Origin of the sequence: Microvirga arvi, assembly GCF_016892765.1 — a bacterium.
Taxonomy (GTDB): Bacteria; Pseudomonadota; Alphaproteobacteria; order Rhizobiales; family Beijerinckiaceae; genus Microvirga; species Microvirga arvi.
Genome location: NZ_JAFEMD010000055.1, coordinates 1 through 18,103 on the forward strand (window position 1 = coordinate 1; position 18,103 = coordinate 18,103).

13 protein-coding genes are annotated in these 18,103 nt (G+C 57.0%); 4 read left to right on the top strand and 9 right to left on the bottom strand.

Features of this window, described 5'->3' with window-relative positions; translation table 11 throughout:
• The first annotated feature begins 445 nt into the window (after positions 1-445).
• From ILT44_RS23825 to ILT44_RS23840, 4 genes are all read left to right on the top strand, one after another.
• The gene (locus tag ILT44_RS23825) at positions 446-763 is read left to right on the top strand and encodes a hypothetical protein (RefSeq protein ID WP_204242104.1); all 318 of its coding nucleotides are present in this window, start codon (positions 446-448) and stop codon (positions 761-763) included.
• Positions 760-2,100: a DUF927 domain-containing protein gene (locus ILT44_RS23830; RefSeq protein WP_204242105.1), complete on the top strand. Its 1,341-nt coding sequence runs from the start codon at positions 760-762 to the stop codon at positions 2,098-2,100. The genes ILT44_RS23825 and ILT44_RS23830 overlap by 4 nt, the downstream gene beginning before the upstream one ends.
• On the top strand, positions 2,057-3,094 hold the full coding sequence (locus ILT44_RS32185; protein ID WP_204242106.1) for a DUF927 domain-containing protein: 1,038 nt from the start codon (positions 2,057-2,059) through the stop codon (positions 3,092-3,094). Before ILT44_RS23830 ends, ILT44_RS32185 begins: the two co-directional genes overlap by 44 nt.
• A 2,718-nt stretch (positions 3,095-5,812) precedes the next feature.
• A complete protein-coding gene (locus ILT44_RS23840; protein WP_204242107.1) occupies positions 5,813-8,707 on the top strand; it encodes a UvrD-helicase domain-containing protein in 2,895 nt (964 codons plus the stop codon).
• 530 nt (positions 8,708-9,237) lie between these two features.
• On the opposite strand, the gene ILT44_RS23845 is transcribed toward ILT44_RS23840, so the two are convergent.
• From ILT44_RS23845 to ILT44_RS23885, 9 genes are all read right to left on the bottom strand, one after another.
• Entirely contained in the window at positions 9,238-10,482 is a 1,245-nt protein-coding gene (locus ILT44_RS23845) for a CaiB/BaiF CoA transferase family protein (RefSeq protein WP_204242108.1), read from the bottom strand.
• A gap of 292 nt (positions 10,483-10,774) precedes the next feature.
• Positions 10,775-11,419, bottom strand: a complete 645-nt coding sequence (leuD, locus tag ILT44_RS23850; RefSeq protein WP_204242109.1) for a 3-isopropylmalate dehydratase small subunit — start codon at positions 11,417-11,419, stop codon at positions 10,775-10,777.
• Between the two features lie 9 nt (positions 11,420-11,428).
• On the bottom strand, positions 11,429-12,817 hold the full coding sequence (leuC, locus tag ILT44_RS23855; protein ID WP_204242110.1) for a 3-isopropylmalate dehydratase large subunit: 1,389 nt from the start codon (positions 12,815-12,817) through the stop codon (positions 11,429-11,431).
• Positions 12,818-13,007: 190 nt separating this feature from the next.
• Positions 13,008-13,928, bottom strand: a complete 921-nt coding sequence (locus ILT44_RS23860) for a polysaccharide deacetylase family protein (RefSeq protein WP_204242111.1) — start codon at positions 13,926-13,928, stop codon at positions 13,008-13,010.
• Complete coding sequence (locus tag ILT44_RS23865) at positions 13,912-14,841, bottom strand: polysaccharide deacetylase family protein (RefSeq protein WP_204242112.1); 930 nt, start codon at positions 14,839-14,841, stop codon at positions 13,912-13,914. Before ILT44_RS23865 ends, ILT44_RS23860 begins: the two co-directional genes overlap by 17 nt.
• An 8-nt stretch (positions 14,842-14,849) precedes the next feature.
• Entirely contained in the window at positions 14,850-15,527 is a 678-nt protein-coding gene (locus ILT44_RS23870) for an isochorismatase family protein (protein WP_204242113.1), read from the bottom strand.
• Positions 15,528-15,669: 142 nt separating this feature from the next.
• Positions 15,670-16,371 carry an ABC transporter ATP-binding protein gene (locus ILT44_RS23875; protein ID WP_372441241.1) on the bottom strand — a complete coding sequence of 234 codons (702 nt, stop codon included), beginning with the start codon at positions 16,369-16,371 and terminating at the stop codon, positions 15,670-15,672.
• Between the two features lie 11 nt (positions 16,372-16,382).
• Positions 16,383-17,132, bottom strand: a complete 750-nt coding sequence (locus ILT44_RS23880) for an ABC transporter ATP-binding protein (RefSeq protein WP_201861569.1) — start codon at positions 17,130-17,132, stop codon at positions 16,383-16,385.
• Positions 17,133-17,136: 4 nt separating this feature from the next.
• Complete coding sequence (locus ILT44_RS23885) at positions 17,137-18,096, bottom strand: branched-chain amino acid ABC transporter permease (protein WP_204242114.1); 960 nt, start codon at positions 18,094-18,096, stop codon at positions 17,137-17,139.
• Positions 18,097-18,103 lie beyond the last annotated feature (7 nt).

Below are 18,103 nucleotides of genomic sequence, written 5' to 3' on the forward strand. Positions count from 1 at the left end.
ACCCATCGGCCTTGGCTCATCATGTCCATTGGCCTGCGCGACTGGGCTCACCAATGCTGATCAGTGAGACTTGGTATAAGCCGATCCAGCTTTCGACTCGGAAACTTGGATGGAGAACCGGAGACCTGATCGACTGGCTGCAGGCTCGGTTAGACTCGAGCTGAAGCTAACTACCTGTGTAACAGCCAGTCTTGAGCCAAAAGAAAGCCCCGAGACGAGGGCTTCGTTCGCGGGGCAAAGGAATATCAAGGTGATAAATTCTAACACGAACTTCGGTTTGTGCAACCGCGCGCGCCGCGCTCACAACTCAAGCCGCATAATCGACAACCAGGACATCGCTCAAGCCATTCTCGGAAATAAGGGTAGAGGCGGCGCACCTAATCTCATGCCTGGTCGCTGTCGGATTGTCCCACGCGGTCAACCTGCACATTGAGGAGGTAACCAAATGCCCTCTTCAAAGCCCCGCTATTCTCCGGTGGAATACTGGCGGTTAGCCAATGCGGCCCTCCCCTTACTCCCCCAGCTGCTTCCCCGATGGCTGCCCGATGGACGACGCATTGGAGCCGAGTGGGTCGCCCGCAACCCCACCCGGGACGACAGCACTCTCGGCTCTTTCAAGTTCAATCTTCGCACCGGTCGCTGGGCTGATTTCGCAACGGGAGACAAAGGCGGAGATGCGATCAGTTTGATCGCCTACATCCGCGGCATTTCCCAGTACGAAGCGGCCCAAATCCTTGCGGATGACCTGGAGACGCAATCATGATTGATGCTACGAGCTACTGCACGCTCAGTGCTTACTCAACAGAGAAGAAGTTGCCTAAGGAGTTTCTGATCGGGCTCGGTATAACCGAGATCTCACACTACGGGCAGCCAGCGCTTCAGATCCCCTATTACAATGATAGCGGAATTGTGCAGGCAATTCGCCTCCGCACGGCGCTCAAGAAGGCAGGTCCCAAGAGTAAATGCTTCTGCTGGGAAGTTGGTGGGCAGCCCTGCCTCTACGGATTACCACAGCGCCGGCCAGACAAGATTGTCGCCCTGGTTGAAGGCGAGTCCGATACCCACACCCTCCTCCTCCGTAGCATCAACGTTCTTGGCATTCCGGGGGCGAGCTGCTGGAACGAGGAGCGAGACGCTCGCCACCTCCTCCCCTACGAGACGATCTATGTGGTCAAAGAGCCAGATGCGGGTGGTGGCGCGCTGCTGAAGACACTCTCTAAATCTCGTCTACGACAACGGATCCGGGTCGTGCGCCTCGAGGGGTTCAAGGACGTGAGCGAAATGCATGTCGATAATCCCGAGCGCTTTGACGAGCGATGGCAGGCTGCATTAGACGCATCGGTACCTCTCGACGAACCTTCCCCTGAAGGTATCGGCACCCCTCAAGCCCCAGTATGTCCTTTCGAGATGACAGAGGATGGGCTGTTTGTCGAAATTCAGCATCAGAAGGGAGTTGAGCGGAGATGGCTGAGCGCGCCTTTTGAGGTTTGCGGACGTTGTCGCGATCCTAACAGCAATGGATGGGGACATCTGCTCCGGTTCAATGATGATGATGGATGCCTGCACGAATATGTCGTCACCGATGCAGCCTTGCACAGCGACGCTGGCGCACTCTGCAGTGATCTTGCGAGTCAGGGGCTGAGGATTACAACGACCAAGAATCGGAGCCGATTTGTAACCTACCTCAACGAGGTGCGTGTGCCCGCACGCGTGACGCGGCTTCGCGAAACAGGGTGGCAGATCGTAAAAGGTGAGCTGACCTTCGTGCACCCGTTTGGTCCATTGGGTGGGCCCACCGGCGAAATCATCAGGTTTGAGGGTGCGGCAACTTCGGCCTATGAGCAGTCGGGCTCTCTGGATGATTGGAAGGCCACCATCGGTGTTCTTGTTGGTCAACACTCACGCCTGAGACTGGCTTGCTCCGTCGCATTCGCAGGACCATTGCTCTACCTCGGTGGGCTCGAAGGCGGTGGTCTTCATCTGCATGGTGACTCGACAAGCGGCAAGACCACAGCAGCCTCTGCCGCAGCCTCAGTGTGGGGTAAGGGCAGCACTGATGGGTTATGTCCTTCCCTGGCGGCACACGGCAAACGCTCTTGAGGCCGTTCTCGCAGGGCGAACCGACACACTGGCGGTCTTCGACGAACTCGGCGCGAGCGATGCGAGGAGCGTCTTCTCTGCCCTGTATCAGATCACGGCACGGACCGGGAAATCACGGCTGACCCGAGACGCATGCCTTCGGGACGCCCTTAAGTGGCGCAATATAATTCTGTCGACCGGTGAGGTGCCAATAGGCACGAAGATTGCGGAGGACCATGGCCGTTTGCATTACGCAGGTCAGCAGGTTCGCGTCCTGGATCTTCCCGCAGATGCCGGGAGTGGCGTCGGGATCTTTGACGCCAGTGCTCTCCAAAGTGAGCCTGGCGAGGTCGCTGACCGCCTCAAGGCGGCAGCAGCCCGATATTATGGAGTTGCCGGACCAGAGTTCGTGCGCCGGCTTCTCGCTGAAGGACCCGATGAAGTAGGGTCCCTGGTGGGAGAGATGATCACAATCTTCGAGAAGAATCAGATCCCTCCAGGAGCCAACGGTCAGGTGAGACGGGCTGCTCGGCTGCTCGGACTTATCGGGGCCGCCGGCGAGTTGGCAACCCGCTGGGGGATTGTCCCCTGGCAGGAAGGGGCAGCGATCGATGCTGCTGGCAAGGCCCTGGCTGACTGGATTGCCCAACGTGGTGGGCTCGGAGCAGCAGAGATACGTGATGGCATCGAGCAGGTGCGCGGGTACTTTGCTCAATTTGGGGAGTCGCGGTTTGACGACGTTGGTAATGCCGATGCGAGAATAGCGACAACGAGGGCTGGCTGGCGCCGTGGATGGGGAGAAGACCGAGAGTGGCTGATCTTACCTTCTGTGTGGCGCAATGAGATCTGCAAGGGGCGAGATGCGACAGCAATCGCCCGCGCCCTCGCAGAGCAAGGAAAACTGGTGCGCGACTCCCAAGGCAAACACCAGCGCTCTGAGCGAACCCCGATGGGGTCCATGCGGGTATATGTCCTGAAGGCCAGCATCCTGAGGACGGAAGACGATGAACGCTAACGATCGGCGCCGCCTTCTGCAAGTTGCGGGTCGTCAAAATCCGGGTGTTACGGGTGTTACGGGTGTTACAACCCCCTGGGAACGCCGGTCTGTAACACCTGTAACACCTGTAACACCGAACAATCGGTGTCATCAGTATTCGCTCGTATCTGTGTGCGAGCCGGTAGGTGCCCAGTGGTCCTTGGATGATTGGGCTGCCTACTTCCACGAGCGCGCAGGAATTCGGGAGTTTTCCGGCGGAATATCTCGCTCCGAAGCAGAGAGTCTCGCATTAGGTGACGTGTTGATGCATTGGTCACTTAAGGAAGGTCCATGATCACGGGAACCATAGATGAGGACGCTCAACGAGGCCGAAGCGCCGATATTCTGAGCTGGTACTTCATCGTTATCGTGTCGCTGCCAGCTATGAGCTCGTTAGCCTCTTCTCTGCTCCAGGGGAAAGCTCTTCGAGATCCGATCCTACTACGAATTTCTCGGACAAGCATAGAAGAGCGATCGAGCCGATTAGCAGGCTTTATTCAGCAAGGTCATTAGAGATGCTTTACCCTCCTTACAACCTAGCAGATCTCGCACGGGCAATTGCTGCCGGTCGGAGCGTGCTGTACCACGGCACCCAATTCTCAAAAGCGATACTTGAGGCTGGAAAGCTCTACTTCAGCGCTTTTGGCCATCCTGTTGTTTGCTTCACCCGGTGTCCTGATGAGGCCGCTCGCTTTGCTGAATTGAGGACCGATGGGGACGGCCGGCCTGCAATACTGATTTTTGATCGCCCATCACTCGCGAGTCGCTATCGCATCGAGCCCTATTGCGACGACCCGCAGAGGGCGGACCCATCTCGCCGGGACGAGATGGAGGAGAGGGTCTGGTGCACTGATATTGACATCAGCGCACATCTGATTGGCTACGTCTCTGAAGAAAAGGTGGATCAGACGCCCGACGAGCGAAGGAGGACTCGTGAGGACCTGGATCGCCTCCGGAGCCATCCGGGGCGCTCCGTGCGAACCTTGCCTTTAGAACAATGCTACGCTTGGGCAGCGCAAGCGCGAGACCCAGCTATTGTCGCTCGCATCGAAGCTTTGCTTGACACAGATGACTTCAGGGAATGGAAAGCAATGGTGGAGGCGAGGCTCGCTGCATGTGACCAAACTATGAGGTAACGGTAAGGAGTTAACGTACGTGTAGCACACCGCATCACGGCATCTCCTCTGTGCCTGATCCTCAACCATAGAGGAGATGCCTGCCAAGGGGTGTCTTGATTGACTCGAACAACCCCACCTGACTCGCCTCAAGACAGGGGGCCTGTCTTCCTGTCTTGAGGGGTGCTTTTGAGGCGGATTGTTAACGTAACCTATAAGCTGCGTCAGCCAAAGGCAGGTTTAAGGCGGTTTTTGGCTGTCTTGAGGGCAGTCTTCCCCTGTCTTGAGAGGCGACTTGACTGACTCGTCTGTCTTTGCGTCTGAGAGGCAGACTCAGATAGCTCACCGAAGCTGATCAGCTGGTGCTCTAGGGCCGCAGGACCGTGCGACGGCTCACTTAGTCGGTGCGTAAACGAGTTGACGGAGAGTTAGGACAGCGTCAACTCCATTCCGAAGCGACTCTCCTAGGGAAAGCCGACGCGTGTCAGTTTGGCACGTCAGAAGGGGAGCGTATTTCGGTCTGAGATCGGCAGCGCTGATGGTGAGCGGCGCTCGCCGCCTGCATCGGCCGAAACAGTTTACTTCCAGCCAATGTGTTCAGTTGAGACATTGTCTTGGTTCGTTGTCTTATTGGTTCTAGGTGGCCTCGGTCACTTCAATGCCTGAGCTTAGAGAACCTGAAGCCTCTGAACAGTTTGATCGCTGGAGCGTAAGCGCCTTTGCTTCCGAGAACAGGATCTGAACACCTGTCTCAGCCTGTCTTCAAGGGTTGTCTTGGATCGTAATCAACCCGCCCTTCGCGTATGAAACTCTTGCTTCCGAGAAGTCCCATTATCGGAACGAAAGAGCCGGCCTAGAGAATAACCCCTTCCGCTGTTATCGGAAGTATCACCATCTTCAATCAACTGCGCCCATGATCATCCGAACTACCACTTAGCGACCGCAAGCCGACCATCCCGCAGCGTCTCAGGTGCGCCAGAAACAGCACTTCTGATTTTTTGATGGCGCGAGGAGCTGTCCATGGAACGTGGCCTACTAGCGCGGTGCTGTCAGCGCCAGGCAGCGGGGTACGAACTCAAAGTCGAGGTCGCCGATGCCAGCCTTGCCGGCCACTTGGGTAGCCTCGCCCGTGGGAGCGGACTTGCGCAAGGCCGCCTTAGGTGGAGGAGCATGTCGGTGTAGTCGGGGGAACCGTCAGTCGCGAGCGTGACTTTGGCCGGATCGACTATCTCGATCGCACGCCCACTCGGCCTCTCGACCGTCTCGACGAAGATCGCGGCCTTGTCGCGTACCAAGCTCGTGAGGCTGAGGGCATGAACCACGTTACCGGACACGGACAGGGGCGCCTGCAACAAGGGAATCGTGGGACATCGAGGCTTCCCTGTTCGCCTGGATAGAGAGATGACGGTGACCGGATCGAGAGGACGTTGGCGTATCCATGTCGGGCCAATACTGTTATTTCGTTTAACACTGGCTAACTGGCTGATGACAAATGGTTCGCATTTGCCTAGCTTGGCGGTAGGTCGGACGCGCTATGCAGGAATTGTATGGAAGAGGTCCCGCAAGCGAGTTGCCTGTTCTGATGCGCGTTCAACCCAAGCCGTTATTATCTTTTCTTCTAAATCCGTTTGGCACCCATGCCCGAGGCATTGAGTATCGGGACGGTGCGCTGATCATCGACGCGCGGCGCGGTCGAACCGTCCACCTACAGGACCTTGCAGATCCTCCCTCTATGAAAAGAGGCTTGCTGGGAACAACGGTTCGTATCCGAACAGACGATGCCATCGGAATTTCTCTAAAGGGGGTCAACTACCAGCATGCGGATACATTCGCGAGAGAAGTCCGAAAGGCATGGACGACCTTTAATCTAGGTCGTTTTGAGGAAAAGCGCGGTACGATTGACGACATATTGGACACCATAGTTAAACTTGGCGAGCCAACCCGTTATCCGGCCGCTTGTGTTCTTTCGCCAATACTTGACGAGGCTCGCTCGCTTGAGACCACCCTGTTCTCAAAACTTCCGACGGAAGCAATTGGGGAGAACAACCTCGGGCAAATCCGGAGGATCCGGAGTTTCATTCACAACGCCAGCCGTTGGCGAGATCAGGCGATTGCTAAGTTCGAAACAGAGGAGCTTGCGCGGTGGGAAAACTTCTTCGACACCTTTGAGAAGAATCCCCTCACGCCAGAACAGCGGTTATCGATCGTTGCGGATGAAGACGCAACACTCGTGCTGGCCGGAGCTGGCTCGGGAAAGACAAGTGTTATAACGGCGAAGGCAGGATATCTGGTGAAGGCCGGCATCCAACGGCCCGACGAGATCCTATTGCTGGCTTTCGCTAAGGATGCCGCGCGAGAGATGTCCGAGCGCATCGAGGAGCGTTGCGGTGAGCCACTGGAGGTTCGAACCTTTCATGCTCTGGCGTATGACATCATCGGAGCTGTTGAAGGCACCAAGCCCGCGCTGGCCGCTCACGCGACAGATGACAAGGCGTTTCTTGCACTTATCAGGGATATCTTGAGAGCACTCGTTTCAACAGACTCCGATGCCTCGCGGGCGATCATCCGTTGGTTTTCTTACACGCACCTCGAAGACAAAAGCGAGTGGGACTTCGAACAGAAGCACGAATACTACACCTTTATCGAAAAGGCAGACCTGCGAACCCTGCAGGGTGAGAGAGTGAAGAGTTTTGAAGAGTTGATGATAGCAAACTGGCTCTTCGAAAACGGTATCGAGTATGAGTACGAGCCGGATTACGAACACGATCTCCCTCACACAGGTCGCCGCCGCTACTGCCCAGATTTCCGGCTCAAAAATAGTGGCGTCTACATTGAGCATTTCGGTGTGCGGCGGAAGAAGATTGGCGACGGAAGTGATAAGTTGCTGACAGCGCCTTTTGTTGACCGGGAAGAGTATCTAGCGGGTATGGCATGGAAGCGCGAGGTTCACTCAGCCTATAGCACGACACTGATCGAAACGTTCAGCTATGAGCGTGAGGAGAGCCGCCTCCTCGAGGCACTCGCAGAAAAAATTGCACCTTTCGAAACATGCCAGCCTCGGCCTCGTGAGACGCTGTTCGATCGTGTGGTCGAGCTGAATCAGGTCGACAGTTTTGTGCAGTTGCTCGGGACGTTTTTGCGCCACTACAAGGGTGGCGGATACAACCTGGCTGACTGCGATGCCAAGGGACGCAAACTGAAGCTCGGCCGTCGAGCGCAAGCTTTTCTTTCGATCTTTGGGCCGGTCTATGCCGAGTATCAGAGGCAGCTTGGAAACCGCATCGACTTCGAGGACATGATCCTACGTGCATCAGAATACGCCGAGAACGGACAGTATCGCAGCCCCTATCGACACATTTTGGTGGACGAGTTTCAGGATATTTCACGCAGCCGAGGTCGTCTCGTCCGGGCGCTGAAATCCCAGCATCAGAACGCCCGCGTCTTTGCTGTTGGAGATGACTGGCAATCAATTTATCGATTTGCTGGGTCTGATATTAATCTCATGCGCGATTTTGGTAGCGAGTTCGGCGGCACTTTTGATGGCCGCTCTGGCGTCCATCGGACGGTTGATCTGGGGAGAACCTTTCGGTCTGTCGACAAGATCGCATACGCGGCCCGCAAATTTGTTCTAAAGAACCCTGCGCAGTTACCTAAAACGATCATTCCGGCTGGAAAGGCTATCCATCCTGCGATCCAGGTGGTTTCAACATTCCGACACGACCCCGAAGAGAAACTCCGGCAGGTGCTTCAGGCTCTTTCGAACCTCGCTGCTCCAGGGAACCAGAGGTCAAGCGTCCTTTTACTTGGCCGGTATAAGCATGTAGCTCCGGCAGACCTGCCTAAGTTGAAGAGGGAATTTTCGAACCTCGACCTGTCATTCCGAACCATCCACTCGTCCAAAGGACTGGAGGCAGATCATGTCGTCGTGTTGAACCTTTTTAGGGGGCGTACCGGATTCCCTTCGGAAATAGTCGACGATCCGCTTCTCAGCTTGGTCTCGCCTGATGCCGAACTATTTGATAATGCCGAAGAGCGCCGCGTTATGTATGTCGCCATGACACGTGCCCGTCGCACATTGACGCTCATGGGATCGGCATCCAAACAGTCGGCTTTTGTCTGCGAGCTGCTGGCTGATCCAGAGTATGGAATTGTTACCAAAGACAAAGGTCAGGCGCTTGATGAGGGCTGCACCGAATGTGGTGGCCACCTTCTGACATTTCCACTGAAAGGCGGACAAACACGGTATCGATGCGAGCATGCGGAGCTCTGTGGGCACTCACTGTCGGCATGCTCTGAGTGTGGAACGGGATTGCCCAAGCGGAAGGACACTTCTGGCGAGGCCGAATGCTCGTGTGGGGCCACATTCTGTGCCTGCCCAGAGTGTCAAAACGGATGGCTGGTCGAGCGGTCAAGTCGCTACGGCCCGTTCTTGGGATGCGTCACCTATCCAATCTGTAAGGGAAGAAAGCGACTGTGATAGATGGTGTGACTCGCCTGACCTTTCTCCTCAGAAACGCTTCTCCGTGAAGTACGACTTCGAACCGCAGGATGACTGAAGATGAGCAAGAAGCACACGGCCGGAGAGATATTTTCCGAGCCGCAGTAGGCAGGTGTGCGGGTGGCACAAGGCCGGACGGCGGCAGATGTCATCGTGCACGTCGCCGTAACGTATGTCACCTCTGGGACGAACGGCTGAACGGGGTAATCTGCTACACGCTCGAGGAGGCACGGGGTATCCCCGAGAGCTGACGCCGGCACTATAACACGGTGCGCCTGCACCCAACCTTGGGCTATCAGTCACCAGTACCAGAGGTTCTGATCCCGGCGTACAAGCTGGCGCCTAGACCAACCTCGAATTAACATTACCCTGGATCCCTCAGGTGGCTAAGTAAGCGACATTAGGGAAGGTCGCTTCGGCAGGAACATCGCCTATAGGTACTTCTGCGACAAGCTCATCGGGGCAGAAGAGCCTGCAAATTGGTACAAATGCCACTTCGGCCCGCACCTTCACGAAGTTTGGGATGGCTGAGAAGTCGGCTCGTTGATCATGTTGACTGTAGCGATGCCGGATACTTTCAAGCGGCTAATTTCTTCTGCGGACCAACCGAGGACTGTGCGCAAAACCTCTTCCGTATGTTGCCCCAGCCGCGGAGGCGCCACTGGAGACACGGGGGGCGTGTCGGACAATCGGAGTGGACTACGCACCATCCGAATCTTGCCAAGAAGGGGATCCTCCACACTCACTATCGCATCTCTTGAGTGAGCCTCGGCCGAGGTAAGAGCCTCGCCCACCGTCCGAACCTCACCAACCGGAATATTGTGCTTTTTCAGATGTTCTAGCCAATAGGACTGGGTCTCGCGTCCAAAAATCTCGGCGAGAACCGGCACCAGGATATCTCGATTTGTCGTCCTCCCAAGGTTTGTCCGAAAACGCTCGTCCTCCCACAAGGACAGCACCTGAAGTGCTTCACAGCACAGACGCCTGTACTGCTCGTCATTTCCAACTGCCAGCGCAATAAACCGACCATCGCCGCAAAGGAACGTCTGATACGGAACGATGCTTGGATGAGCGTTGCCGTACCGGCCTGGCTCGACACCTGTATTAAGATAACCAGAAGCCACATTGGCAAGGAATTGAAGGCCGCTGTCCCACAATGCAATGTCAATGGACTGTCCCTGACCAGTCTGCGCACGCACATGAAGGGCGGCCAAAATCGCCTGAACGGCGTTCATCCCTGTGACCAAATCGATGAAAGCGACGCCTAGCCGCATCGGTGGGCCTTGCGCTTCGCCTGTGATCGCCATGAAGCCGCATTCAGCTTGAAGTACGAAATCGTAACCGGGGCGGTGAGCAAAATCGCTGTCCCGGCCATATCCTGTGACTGAGCAACAGATTAATCGCGGGTTCGTTTCTCGCAGCTTACGGTGATCAAGTCCGAACTTGGCGGCCGTCGCAGGCAGAAAATTCTCAACTAAGATGTCGGCGTTTCTTGCGAGCTCATGTACGACAGCTTGGCCCTCAGGCGACCCGAGATCCAAAGCCACGCTTTTCTTGTTGCGGTTCGCGGTAAGGTAATATGTCGAAACATCCTTCAATGTGGGCGGCACCCAATGCCGGGTGTCATCACCTCGGTTTGGATGCTCAATCTTCCAAACCTCTGCACCGAGATCCGCGAGGGTCATCGTACACCACGGGCCTGCAAGGACCCGGGTTAGGTCAAGCACTTTAATACCAGCGAGCGGCGCTTTCATGCTGTATTCACTCCGTTCCTAAGAAGGTCCGCCGCAATGGCGCCGAACTGTGAGGTGGACGATCGCCGGAGCGAAACCGAAATTGTCACAAGTTAATACGCTCTGTCAGAGACCCTATGCCAAGACTCGCCGCACCAAGCTTCTCGTCCGGCGAGTGCACCTTGTCCGCTTTGGTGCAAGTCCTTTGTCACTATGTAGGCGAAAGCATCAATCACACATGTCAATTATACTTTGCACCATGCCATTCGCGCACATGTCCCGCACAACAGATGTGCGCCAAAGAAAGGCGTCATTACCCGCGATCTTGACTCTCTGCTGTTCTTCTCCTGTCGCCCAGCCACGGCATTCGTTCAAAATGCCGCCTCTCGAAAGCTTCAATTTCATCTGTGTGCGTGCGGGTGAGTGCAATGTCGTCGAGACCTTCCAGCAGGCACCGCCGCTTCAAGCCATCGATGTGGAATCGATAGGTCTTTCCGCCTGCTTCAAGAATCAGTTTTTCGAGGTCAATTCGGATCGTGTTGTCGCCCGCATCGGAACTGATGACACCCACGATCTCGGAGACCTCCTCTTCAGGGAGCCGGACAGGGAGGAATCCGTTGATCAGAGCGTTGTTGAAAAAAATGTCTCCGAACGATGGTGCCACGACGGCTCGAAATCCATAATCAGCGAGCGCGTAGACCGCAGCTTCGCGTGACGACCCAGAGCCGAAGTTCCGACCCGTTACGAGGATCTGCGCGTCGGCGTAGCGCTCCTGATTCAACACGTGGCCTGGCCGCTCTCTGCCTGCCTCATCGAAGCGAGCATCATAGAACAGGCAATCGCCATAGCCTTCTTTGCGCGGCCGGCGCAGGAAGCGGGCGGGAATGATTTGATCAGTGTCGATATTGGCGGCGGGCATCGGGGCCGCTTTCGCCGTGACGGTTACAAACTGTCTCATACGCGGTCCTCAGAAAAGGGATCGAACATCGGCAATGTGCCCGCAGAGCGCAGATGCCGCGGCGGATGCCGGACTGGCGAGATGGGTACGAGCACCAACGCCCTGGCGGCCGACAAAATTACGATTAGATGTCGACACTGAGCGCTTCTGAAATCCCACTAGATCGCCATTCATACCGACGCACATCGAGCAGCCAGCACCACGCCATTCGAACCCGGCCTCCGTGAAGATACGATCCAAACCTTCTGCCTCCGCCTGCGCTCGGACGCTCATTGAACCAGGACTGACAAGCACCGGCACCCGCGCCCTCCCCTTCTTGGCGACCTCGGCGGCAGCCCGGAGATCCTCGATGCGGCCGTTTGTGCACGATCCTATGAAGACCTGGTCGATCTGAACGTCCTGAAGCCTTTCACCAGCGGCTAGTCCCATGTAGTCGAGGGCGCGCTGCCATTCGTCTCGGCGCTCCGGGGAGCCAGCACTCTCTGGATCTGGGATTGTACCATCGACCGGGATCGCTGTTTCGGGAGTTGTGCCCCAGGTGATCATCGGGGCATGCAGTTCCTGGTCGATGGTTATCTCTGCGTCGAAACGGGCATCCGTGTCAGTCCTGAGGCTGCGCCAATACGCAATGGCCTGTTCTAGCATCTCGCCGGTTGGGGCAAAGGGCCGATCCCGGACGTAGGCGAATGTCGTCTCGTCCGGGGCGACGAGACCAGCTCGGGCGCCTGCCTCAATTGACATGTTGCAGACTGTCAACCGCTCTTCGATCGACATTGCCTCAATTACCGGCCCCGCATACTCGATCACATGGCCGGTGGCACCGCCCGTACCAATCTTGGCGATGATAGCAAGTATCACATCTTTCGCGAAAACCCCGGGGGCGAGCCGGCCGTTGACCGAGACGCGCATTGCCTTTGGCGTCCGCTGCCAAATCGCCTGGGTTGCGAGTACATGTGCGACTTCGCTGGCGCCGATCCCAAACGCTAGCGCGCCAAGGGCGCCATGTGTGGATGTATGACTGTCGCCGCAGACGAGGACCATCCCGGGCAACGTCAGACCGAGTTCGGGACCGATGACATGGACGATGCCCTGACGGCGGGTACCGAGCCCCCAGGCCTCAATGCCGAACCGGCTCATGTTCGCATCGAACGTCTCAACCATCTTGCGCTGGTCGACTGCAAGAGAATCGAGCCCCCCCTGGGTCGGAACGTAGTGGTCAGCTGTGCCGAAGGTCTGATGGCGCCGTGCCACCCCCAGCTGATTGTCATCGAGTTTGTCAATTGCCGTCCGTGACCCCTCATGGACCAAATGACGATCAACATAGAGAAGGGAGTCGCCGTCTTCGGTCCTGAGGATCTCGTGGCTTGACCAAACCTTCTCGAACAGCGTCTGCGACATGGAGACCTCCGAACTTAACAGCGGTTGTGACAGCGCACGCCCGCCATCGGCCTTGGTGAGCGGATTGGCACAGGCCAGCTCACATGGGCCTGCCGGAACAGGTGCCTCGCCACACACCAACCGAGACTGTGCCCTTGGTCTGACGCACCCAGAATGGCGATCAGCCGTGATGAAGGTGCCTCGCGCGAGCTCACGGTTGTGACCGGACGGCTTGCAGGATTGCACCCGGCTTAGCTGACCAGACACCCTCGTGTTTCATGATCGCAGAGAGCGCTTCCTGAATTGGCTTCACACGATAGGGCTGGCCGCTGATCGAGGCATGGAGTGTTAAAGCCAGAACACGACAACTCTCTTTTGTTGCCTCTGCGTTCAAGGCGTGAAACCTATCCAGGATCTGCTCTGCGAACTCTACTGCTGTCTGATGCCATAGGCCCATGCAGTAGACGTCGCTCAACTCGAACGGATAGGGCAGGCTGACAAGACCCGATGCCGGACCCGTGAACGGGTAAGGCATATCGTCATTGGACCAATCGCAGCAATATTCAAGGCCAGCCTCAGCGAGCAGCTTCAGTGTATGGTCCGACTGCGATTGCCCAGGTGACAACCAGCCAGTCGGGTTCGCGCCGGCTCGGCGCAACATCTCCAGCGATCGGCGAATCCACTCGCGTTCGTCTTCCTCCGAGGTCGCGTTCGTGTGGAGATGCGCCATATCGAGACCATGCGCAATGACCTCGTATCCACGAGCTATGATATCCTGGATCAAGAACGGTGTCGATTGCGCAAGGGCTGCATTCATGGCCACTGACGTCTTGATGCCAAGATTGTCCAGCATGCGAAACAGACGGTAGCAACCGACCCGATTGCCGTAGTCGCGCAGTGTGTAATTCCAATAATCAGGGTACGGACGCTCCAAACCCAGCGGAACTGAGAATGGTGTTTTTTCAGTATCGAGTGGGAATTGCTCGAGTACTACGTTAACCCAGAGCGCAACCCGCGCTCCGTCCGGCCACGTGATCTTCGGGCGCTGCGACCATGTCGACCACTCGTAGAAGTCGTGATCCATACCGTAGCCACGGCGGAGATAAACGAGATACTCATCCGGCAGGGGCATGGCTTGTCCTCAGAATCTTCGCGTGGGCAACAGCATCGTCATAGTAGTGATCGCGGTACCAGTGGGCGATCTCTCGACCCGTCGTTAGCCAAACCTTGTCATGGCTTTTAATATAGTCGAGGGCCTCAAGAAGCGGCTCCAGGCGGTGGGGCTGGCCGATAAGGTATGGATGCAGCGGAACGCACATGACCATGCCGCTCTCCTCACCTTCCGCGTAGAGCTGGTCAAACTGTGCCTTGATCATACGGCCGTATTCACGTGGGGTTTTCATGGCTCGCGTATAAGCGATCACGTCATTCATTTCGAGTGAATAGGGAATACTGCACAGGCGCCCCGTCTCAGTCCTCACCGGCATTGGCTGGTCGTCGTGGAACAAGTCGCATGTATAGGTAACACCGTTCTCTGCGAGCAAATCCATCGTCCAGGGATTGTTAGACACAGAGGGGGAGAGCCATCCGTCAACCTTCTGCCCGCTCGCCTGATAGATGGTGTCAATCACATCCCGGATGAAGATCTGCTCCTGCTCTATCGACATGTTGAGGACGAAGCGAGTGTTATAGATACCGTGCGAGAACAACTCCCAATCGAGTTCGACGCATCGTCGTATAATCTCGGGGTGGTGATCACATACTGCGACGTTGAGCGATACCGAGCCACGTACGCCCAACTCCTTCATGGCATCAATCATACGCCATACACCGGCACGGTTTCCGTAATCACGCCAGGAATAGTTGAGTACGTCCGGATTTGGCCGCACCCAGGCATTCTTGCTCATGTTCGGCGGCGGATGTAGCTCGTAGAACTCAATGTTTGGAGCCACCCAAAAGGCGACGTGGGCACCATTGGGCCAACGGATTGCAGGGCGTGAAGTTAGAGGCAGATAGTCGTAGAGCCCCGGCTCGGAGCGTTTCATCTGTTCACTCATTGCTCAGCCCCATTGCAGGTTTCGAGCCACACCCGGACCTTCTCGAAGGAGACCACGTCAGCATACTTCAGCGCCATGTCATACAGATTCGCGTAGTGAGGACTCTCGTGCTTGTCTGATACGCATTCCTCGGGAACGACGACGCGGTATCCATGCGAAAGTGCGTCGACGACCGTCGCGCGGACGCAGCCCGATGTCGAACCGCCAGTGACGATGACCGTATCAGCCTGATGCCAGGTGAGATATGAGCCTACGGGAGACTCGTGGAAGGCAGACGCCATGCGCTTGTTGACGATGAAGTCGCGTTCCCGGTCGATTTGCAGCCGAGCATCAAGCGTCGCCCTGTCGGAGCCCTCGCGGATGTTCTGCAGGCTGTCGGGTGTGTTGGTGCGAATCCCCCAGGCGCAGGCATCAGCCCCGCTCGGGGAAAATGCCACATAAGTCCAGATGACGGGCATTCTGAGGTCGCGCACCATGCTCGACAGTACGTTGACATACTCGCATTGGCGCGGGTTGGTCTCATAGGCAGTGACGTATGTGTCGACCCGTGTGTAGGCATTTTGCAGGTCAACGTTGATAATGGCTGGCCTCTTGCCAAACCCGAACGGGGGCCGGGGCGGCTTTGCCTTGAGGGCCTCATAAAGCTGCCGCGCCGTTTGATCTGAGCGCTCCATCTGCGTTCTCTCCCTTATTCTAACCTCTCTGCGCGGGGCAAAAGCCCCGACGCCAAAGGATTTGCCCCTTTTTTACGACCACTGAAGGTTCGATCGGTATCAGTAGCCGATCAGCCAGAGCAGCGTCTTGGCGTCGGTGCGCCTACATGCCGAGATAGGCCTTGCGGACATCGGCGCTGTCCAGGAGCTCTTTAGCCGTACCCGAAATCGCATTTCGACCGTTCTCAAGAACGTAGGCCCGATCAGCGATCTCCAGCGACTGGGCCAAGTTCTGTTCCACCAGCAGTATTGTTAGTCCGTCCTTTCGCAATCGGCTGAACAACTCGAACATTTCAGCGACTAGAAGTGGCGACAGCCCAAGTGATGGTTCGTCGAACATGATCATCTTAGGCTCGCTCATCAGACCCCGCCCGATCGCTAGCATCTGCTGCTCACCGCCGGATAGCGTTCCCGCCAACTGCTCGTGACGCAGCTTCAGTTTCGGGAAGTATCTGTACACACGCTCGATATTGGCAACGATGTTCTTGCCACCGCGCCGGTAGGCGCCGAGGGTCAGGTTCTCCTGCACAGAAAGGTTTGGAAAGATGCGGCGGCCTTCCGGGACCTGAATCAAGCCCCGACCAACAATCGCGTCGGCCTTCTCCTGGGTGATATCCTCACCGTCAAAGAGCACCCGTCCAGCGTTCGGGCGGTACATGCCGACAACATGATTAATTAACGTTGACTTACCGACACCGTTGCTCCCGAGGACCGCCACAATTTCTCCCGGGAACACGTTGAGCGAGACATTGAACAGAACCGGGAGCATGGCATAACCAGCCTCCAGACCGACTACGCTCAGTATCGCCTCCTTGCTCATGACGCGTTCCTGCTTGCAAAACTCTGCGCTCGGGTAGCCGCGCCGGGTCCAAGATAGGCCTCGATCACTGCCGGCTCCCGAACAACCTCTTGCGGGGTCCCCTCGGCAATGAGGTGGCCTTCATTAAGAACGTAGGCGCGGTCCGAAAGACGCATCACGGCCTGCATGACATGCTCGATAAGGAGGATCGTTACGCCCGTATCGCGGATACCAAAGATGATTGGCACGATCTCATCGATCTCGGTCGGCGTTAGACCGGCCATGACCTCGTCAAGCAGCAGGAGACGTGGGCTGGTCGCCAGGGCACGGGCCACCTCAAGTCGCTTGCGCCCGGCGACGGTTAGTCCAGCAGCGATTTTCTCAAGCTGCCCTCCGAGACCCACCTGACGTCCTATCGCAGCGGCATGAGCCAGAGCGTCCTGCCGCCGCGGAAAACGGGCATATGCGCCGACCGCAATGTTATCGAGCACTGACAATTTTCCGAACGGCTTGACGATCTGGAAAGTCCGAACCATTCCGAGATCGCAGATCTGGTGCGGCTTCATGCCAGTGATGTCGCGACCGCCGAAGGTGACACTGCCGGCGTCTGGCTTCAGGAAGCCCGCCACAGTCGCGAAAAGCGTCGTCTTGCCTGCTCCGTTGGGCCCGATGAGTGCAGTAATGTCGCCCGCGTTTGCGCTGATGCTGGCGTCACGCACCGCCACGAGGCCCCCGAACCGCTTAGTTAATCCCTGAGTGGTCAGCATCGGTTCATCCTGTAGCGGCCGTAGGCCGACGGCGCATGAGCGCCCATGGGCGCCTCAAGCCACCGATCAGACCATCTGGCATATAGCGGACGATCAGGATCACCATGATGCCATAGAGGATCAGATTGAATCCGGGCACTCCACCGGTCAGGGACTGGCCGAGCTCGGCGGCAACCCGAAGCACAACCGCACCGACAATCGGGCCGAACAGCGTTCCTGCGCCTCCGATGATTGGCGCCAGCAGCATTTCGATAGAGACCGCGGCCCCAAAGGCAATGTGTGGGTCGGTATAGAAATAGTACTGGCCGTAGAAGCACCCTCCAACGCCGGCGACGGCACTGGAGATGAGGATCGCAATCATCTTATATCGGAAAACATCGACGCCTAGGGCAGAGGCCGCCTCCTCATCCTCCCGGATCGCTGCGAACCGCGCGCCGAGGCGCGAATTCTGAATCGCGAGCACTAGGAGATGCACGAGAACGAAAAGAACAAGAATGAAATAGAAGTAGCCGGACTTTGAGAACTGCAGATGCTCAATCCCAAGGCGCGTGGGCAAGTATTTACCTGAACCGGCACCAGTGAAGCTGACAACGCTCGCCGTCATCCGCAGGATCTCCGCGAAGGCCAAGGTCACCAGGGCAAAATAGCTGCCGCGCAGCCCATAACGAAAGCTGACAAAGCCGACGAATAGCCCCGCAACAGCTCCAGCAACGGCCGCACTGACGAGCGCGAGCGGAGCCGGCCAGCCGAAATCGACCTGCAAGATTAGGCTTGAATAGAGGCCAACCCCGAAGAATGCGGCGTGGCCGAAGGAGAACTGCCCGCACAAACCGCCGAGAATGTTCCAGGACTGTGCGAGGTACGCCGAGAAGAGCACACCGATAAAGAGGCCAAGGAGGTGGTTTGACTGGACAAATAGCGGCACTGCCGCGAGCAGCAATGCAAGGGTGGTGATCCGAACCATCTGCCCT

Excerpts from the sequence above, each read along its gene's own strand:
- ILT44_RS32185 (WP_204242106.1), top strand. The coding sequence starts at position 2,057 with ATGGGTTATGTCCTTCCCTGGCGGCACACGGCAAACGCTCTTGAGGCC.
- ILT44_RS23830 (WP_204242105.1), top strand. The coding sequence starts at position 760 with ATGATTGATGCTACGAGCTACTGCACGCTCAGTGCTTACTCAACAGAG.
- ILT44_RS23840 (WP_204242107.1), top strand. The coding sequence starts at position 5,813 with ATGCGCGTTCAACCCAAGCCGTTATTATCTTTTCTTCTAAATCCGTTT.
- ILT44_RS23860 (WP_204242111.1), bottom strand. The coding sequence starts at position 13,928 with ATGCCCCTGCCGGATGAGTATCTCGTTTATCTCCGCCGTGGCTACGGT.
- leuC (WP_204242110.1), bottom strand. The coding sequence starts at position 12,817 with ATGTCGCAGACGCTGTTCGAGAAGGTTTGGTCAAGCCACGAGATCCTC.
- ILT44_RS23825 (WP_204242104.1), top strand. The coding sequence starts at position 446 with ATGCCCTCTTCAAAGCCCCGCTATTCTCCGGTGGAATACTGGCGGTTA.
- leuD (WP_204242109.1), bottom strand. The coding sequence starts at position 11,419 with ATGAGACAGTTTGTAACCGTCACGGCGAAAGCGGCCCCGATGCCCGCC.
- ILT44_RS23885 (WP_204242114.1), bottom strand. The coding sequence starts at position 18,096 with ATGGTTCGGATCACCACCCTTGCATTGCTGCTCGCGGCAGTGCCGCTA.
- ILT44_RS23880 (WP_201861569.1), bottom strand. The coding sequence starts at position 17,132 with ATGCTGACCACTCAGGGATTAACTAAGCGGTTCGGGGGCCTCGTGGCG.
- ILT44_RS23845 (WP_204242108.1), bottom strand. The coding sequence starts at position 10,482 with ATGAAAGCGCCGCTCGCTGGTATTAAAGTGCTTGACCTAACCCGGGTC.
- ILT44_RS23865 (WP_204242112.1), bottom strand. The coding sequence starts at position 14,841 with ATGAAACGCTCCGAGCCGGGGCTCTACGACTATCTGCCTCTAACTTCA.
- ILT44_RS23870 (WP_204242113.1), bottom strand. The coding sequence starts at position 15,527 with ATGGAGCGCTCAGATCAAACGGCGCGGCAGCTTTATGAGGCCCTCAAG.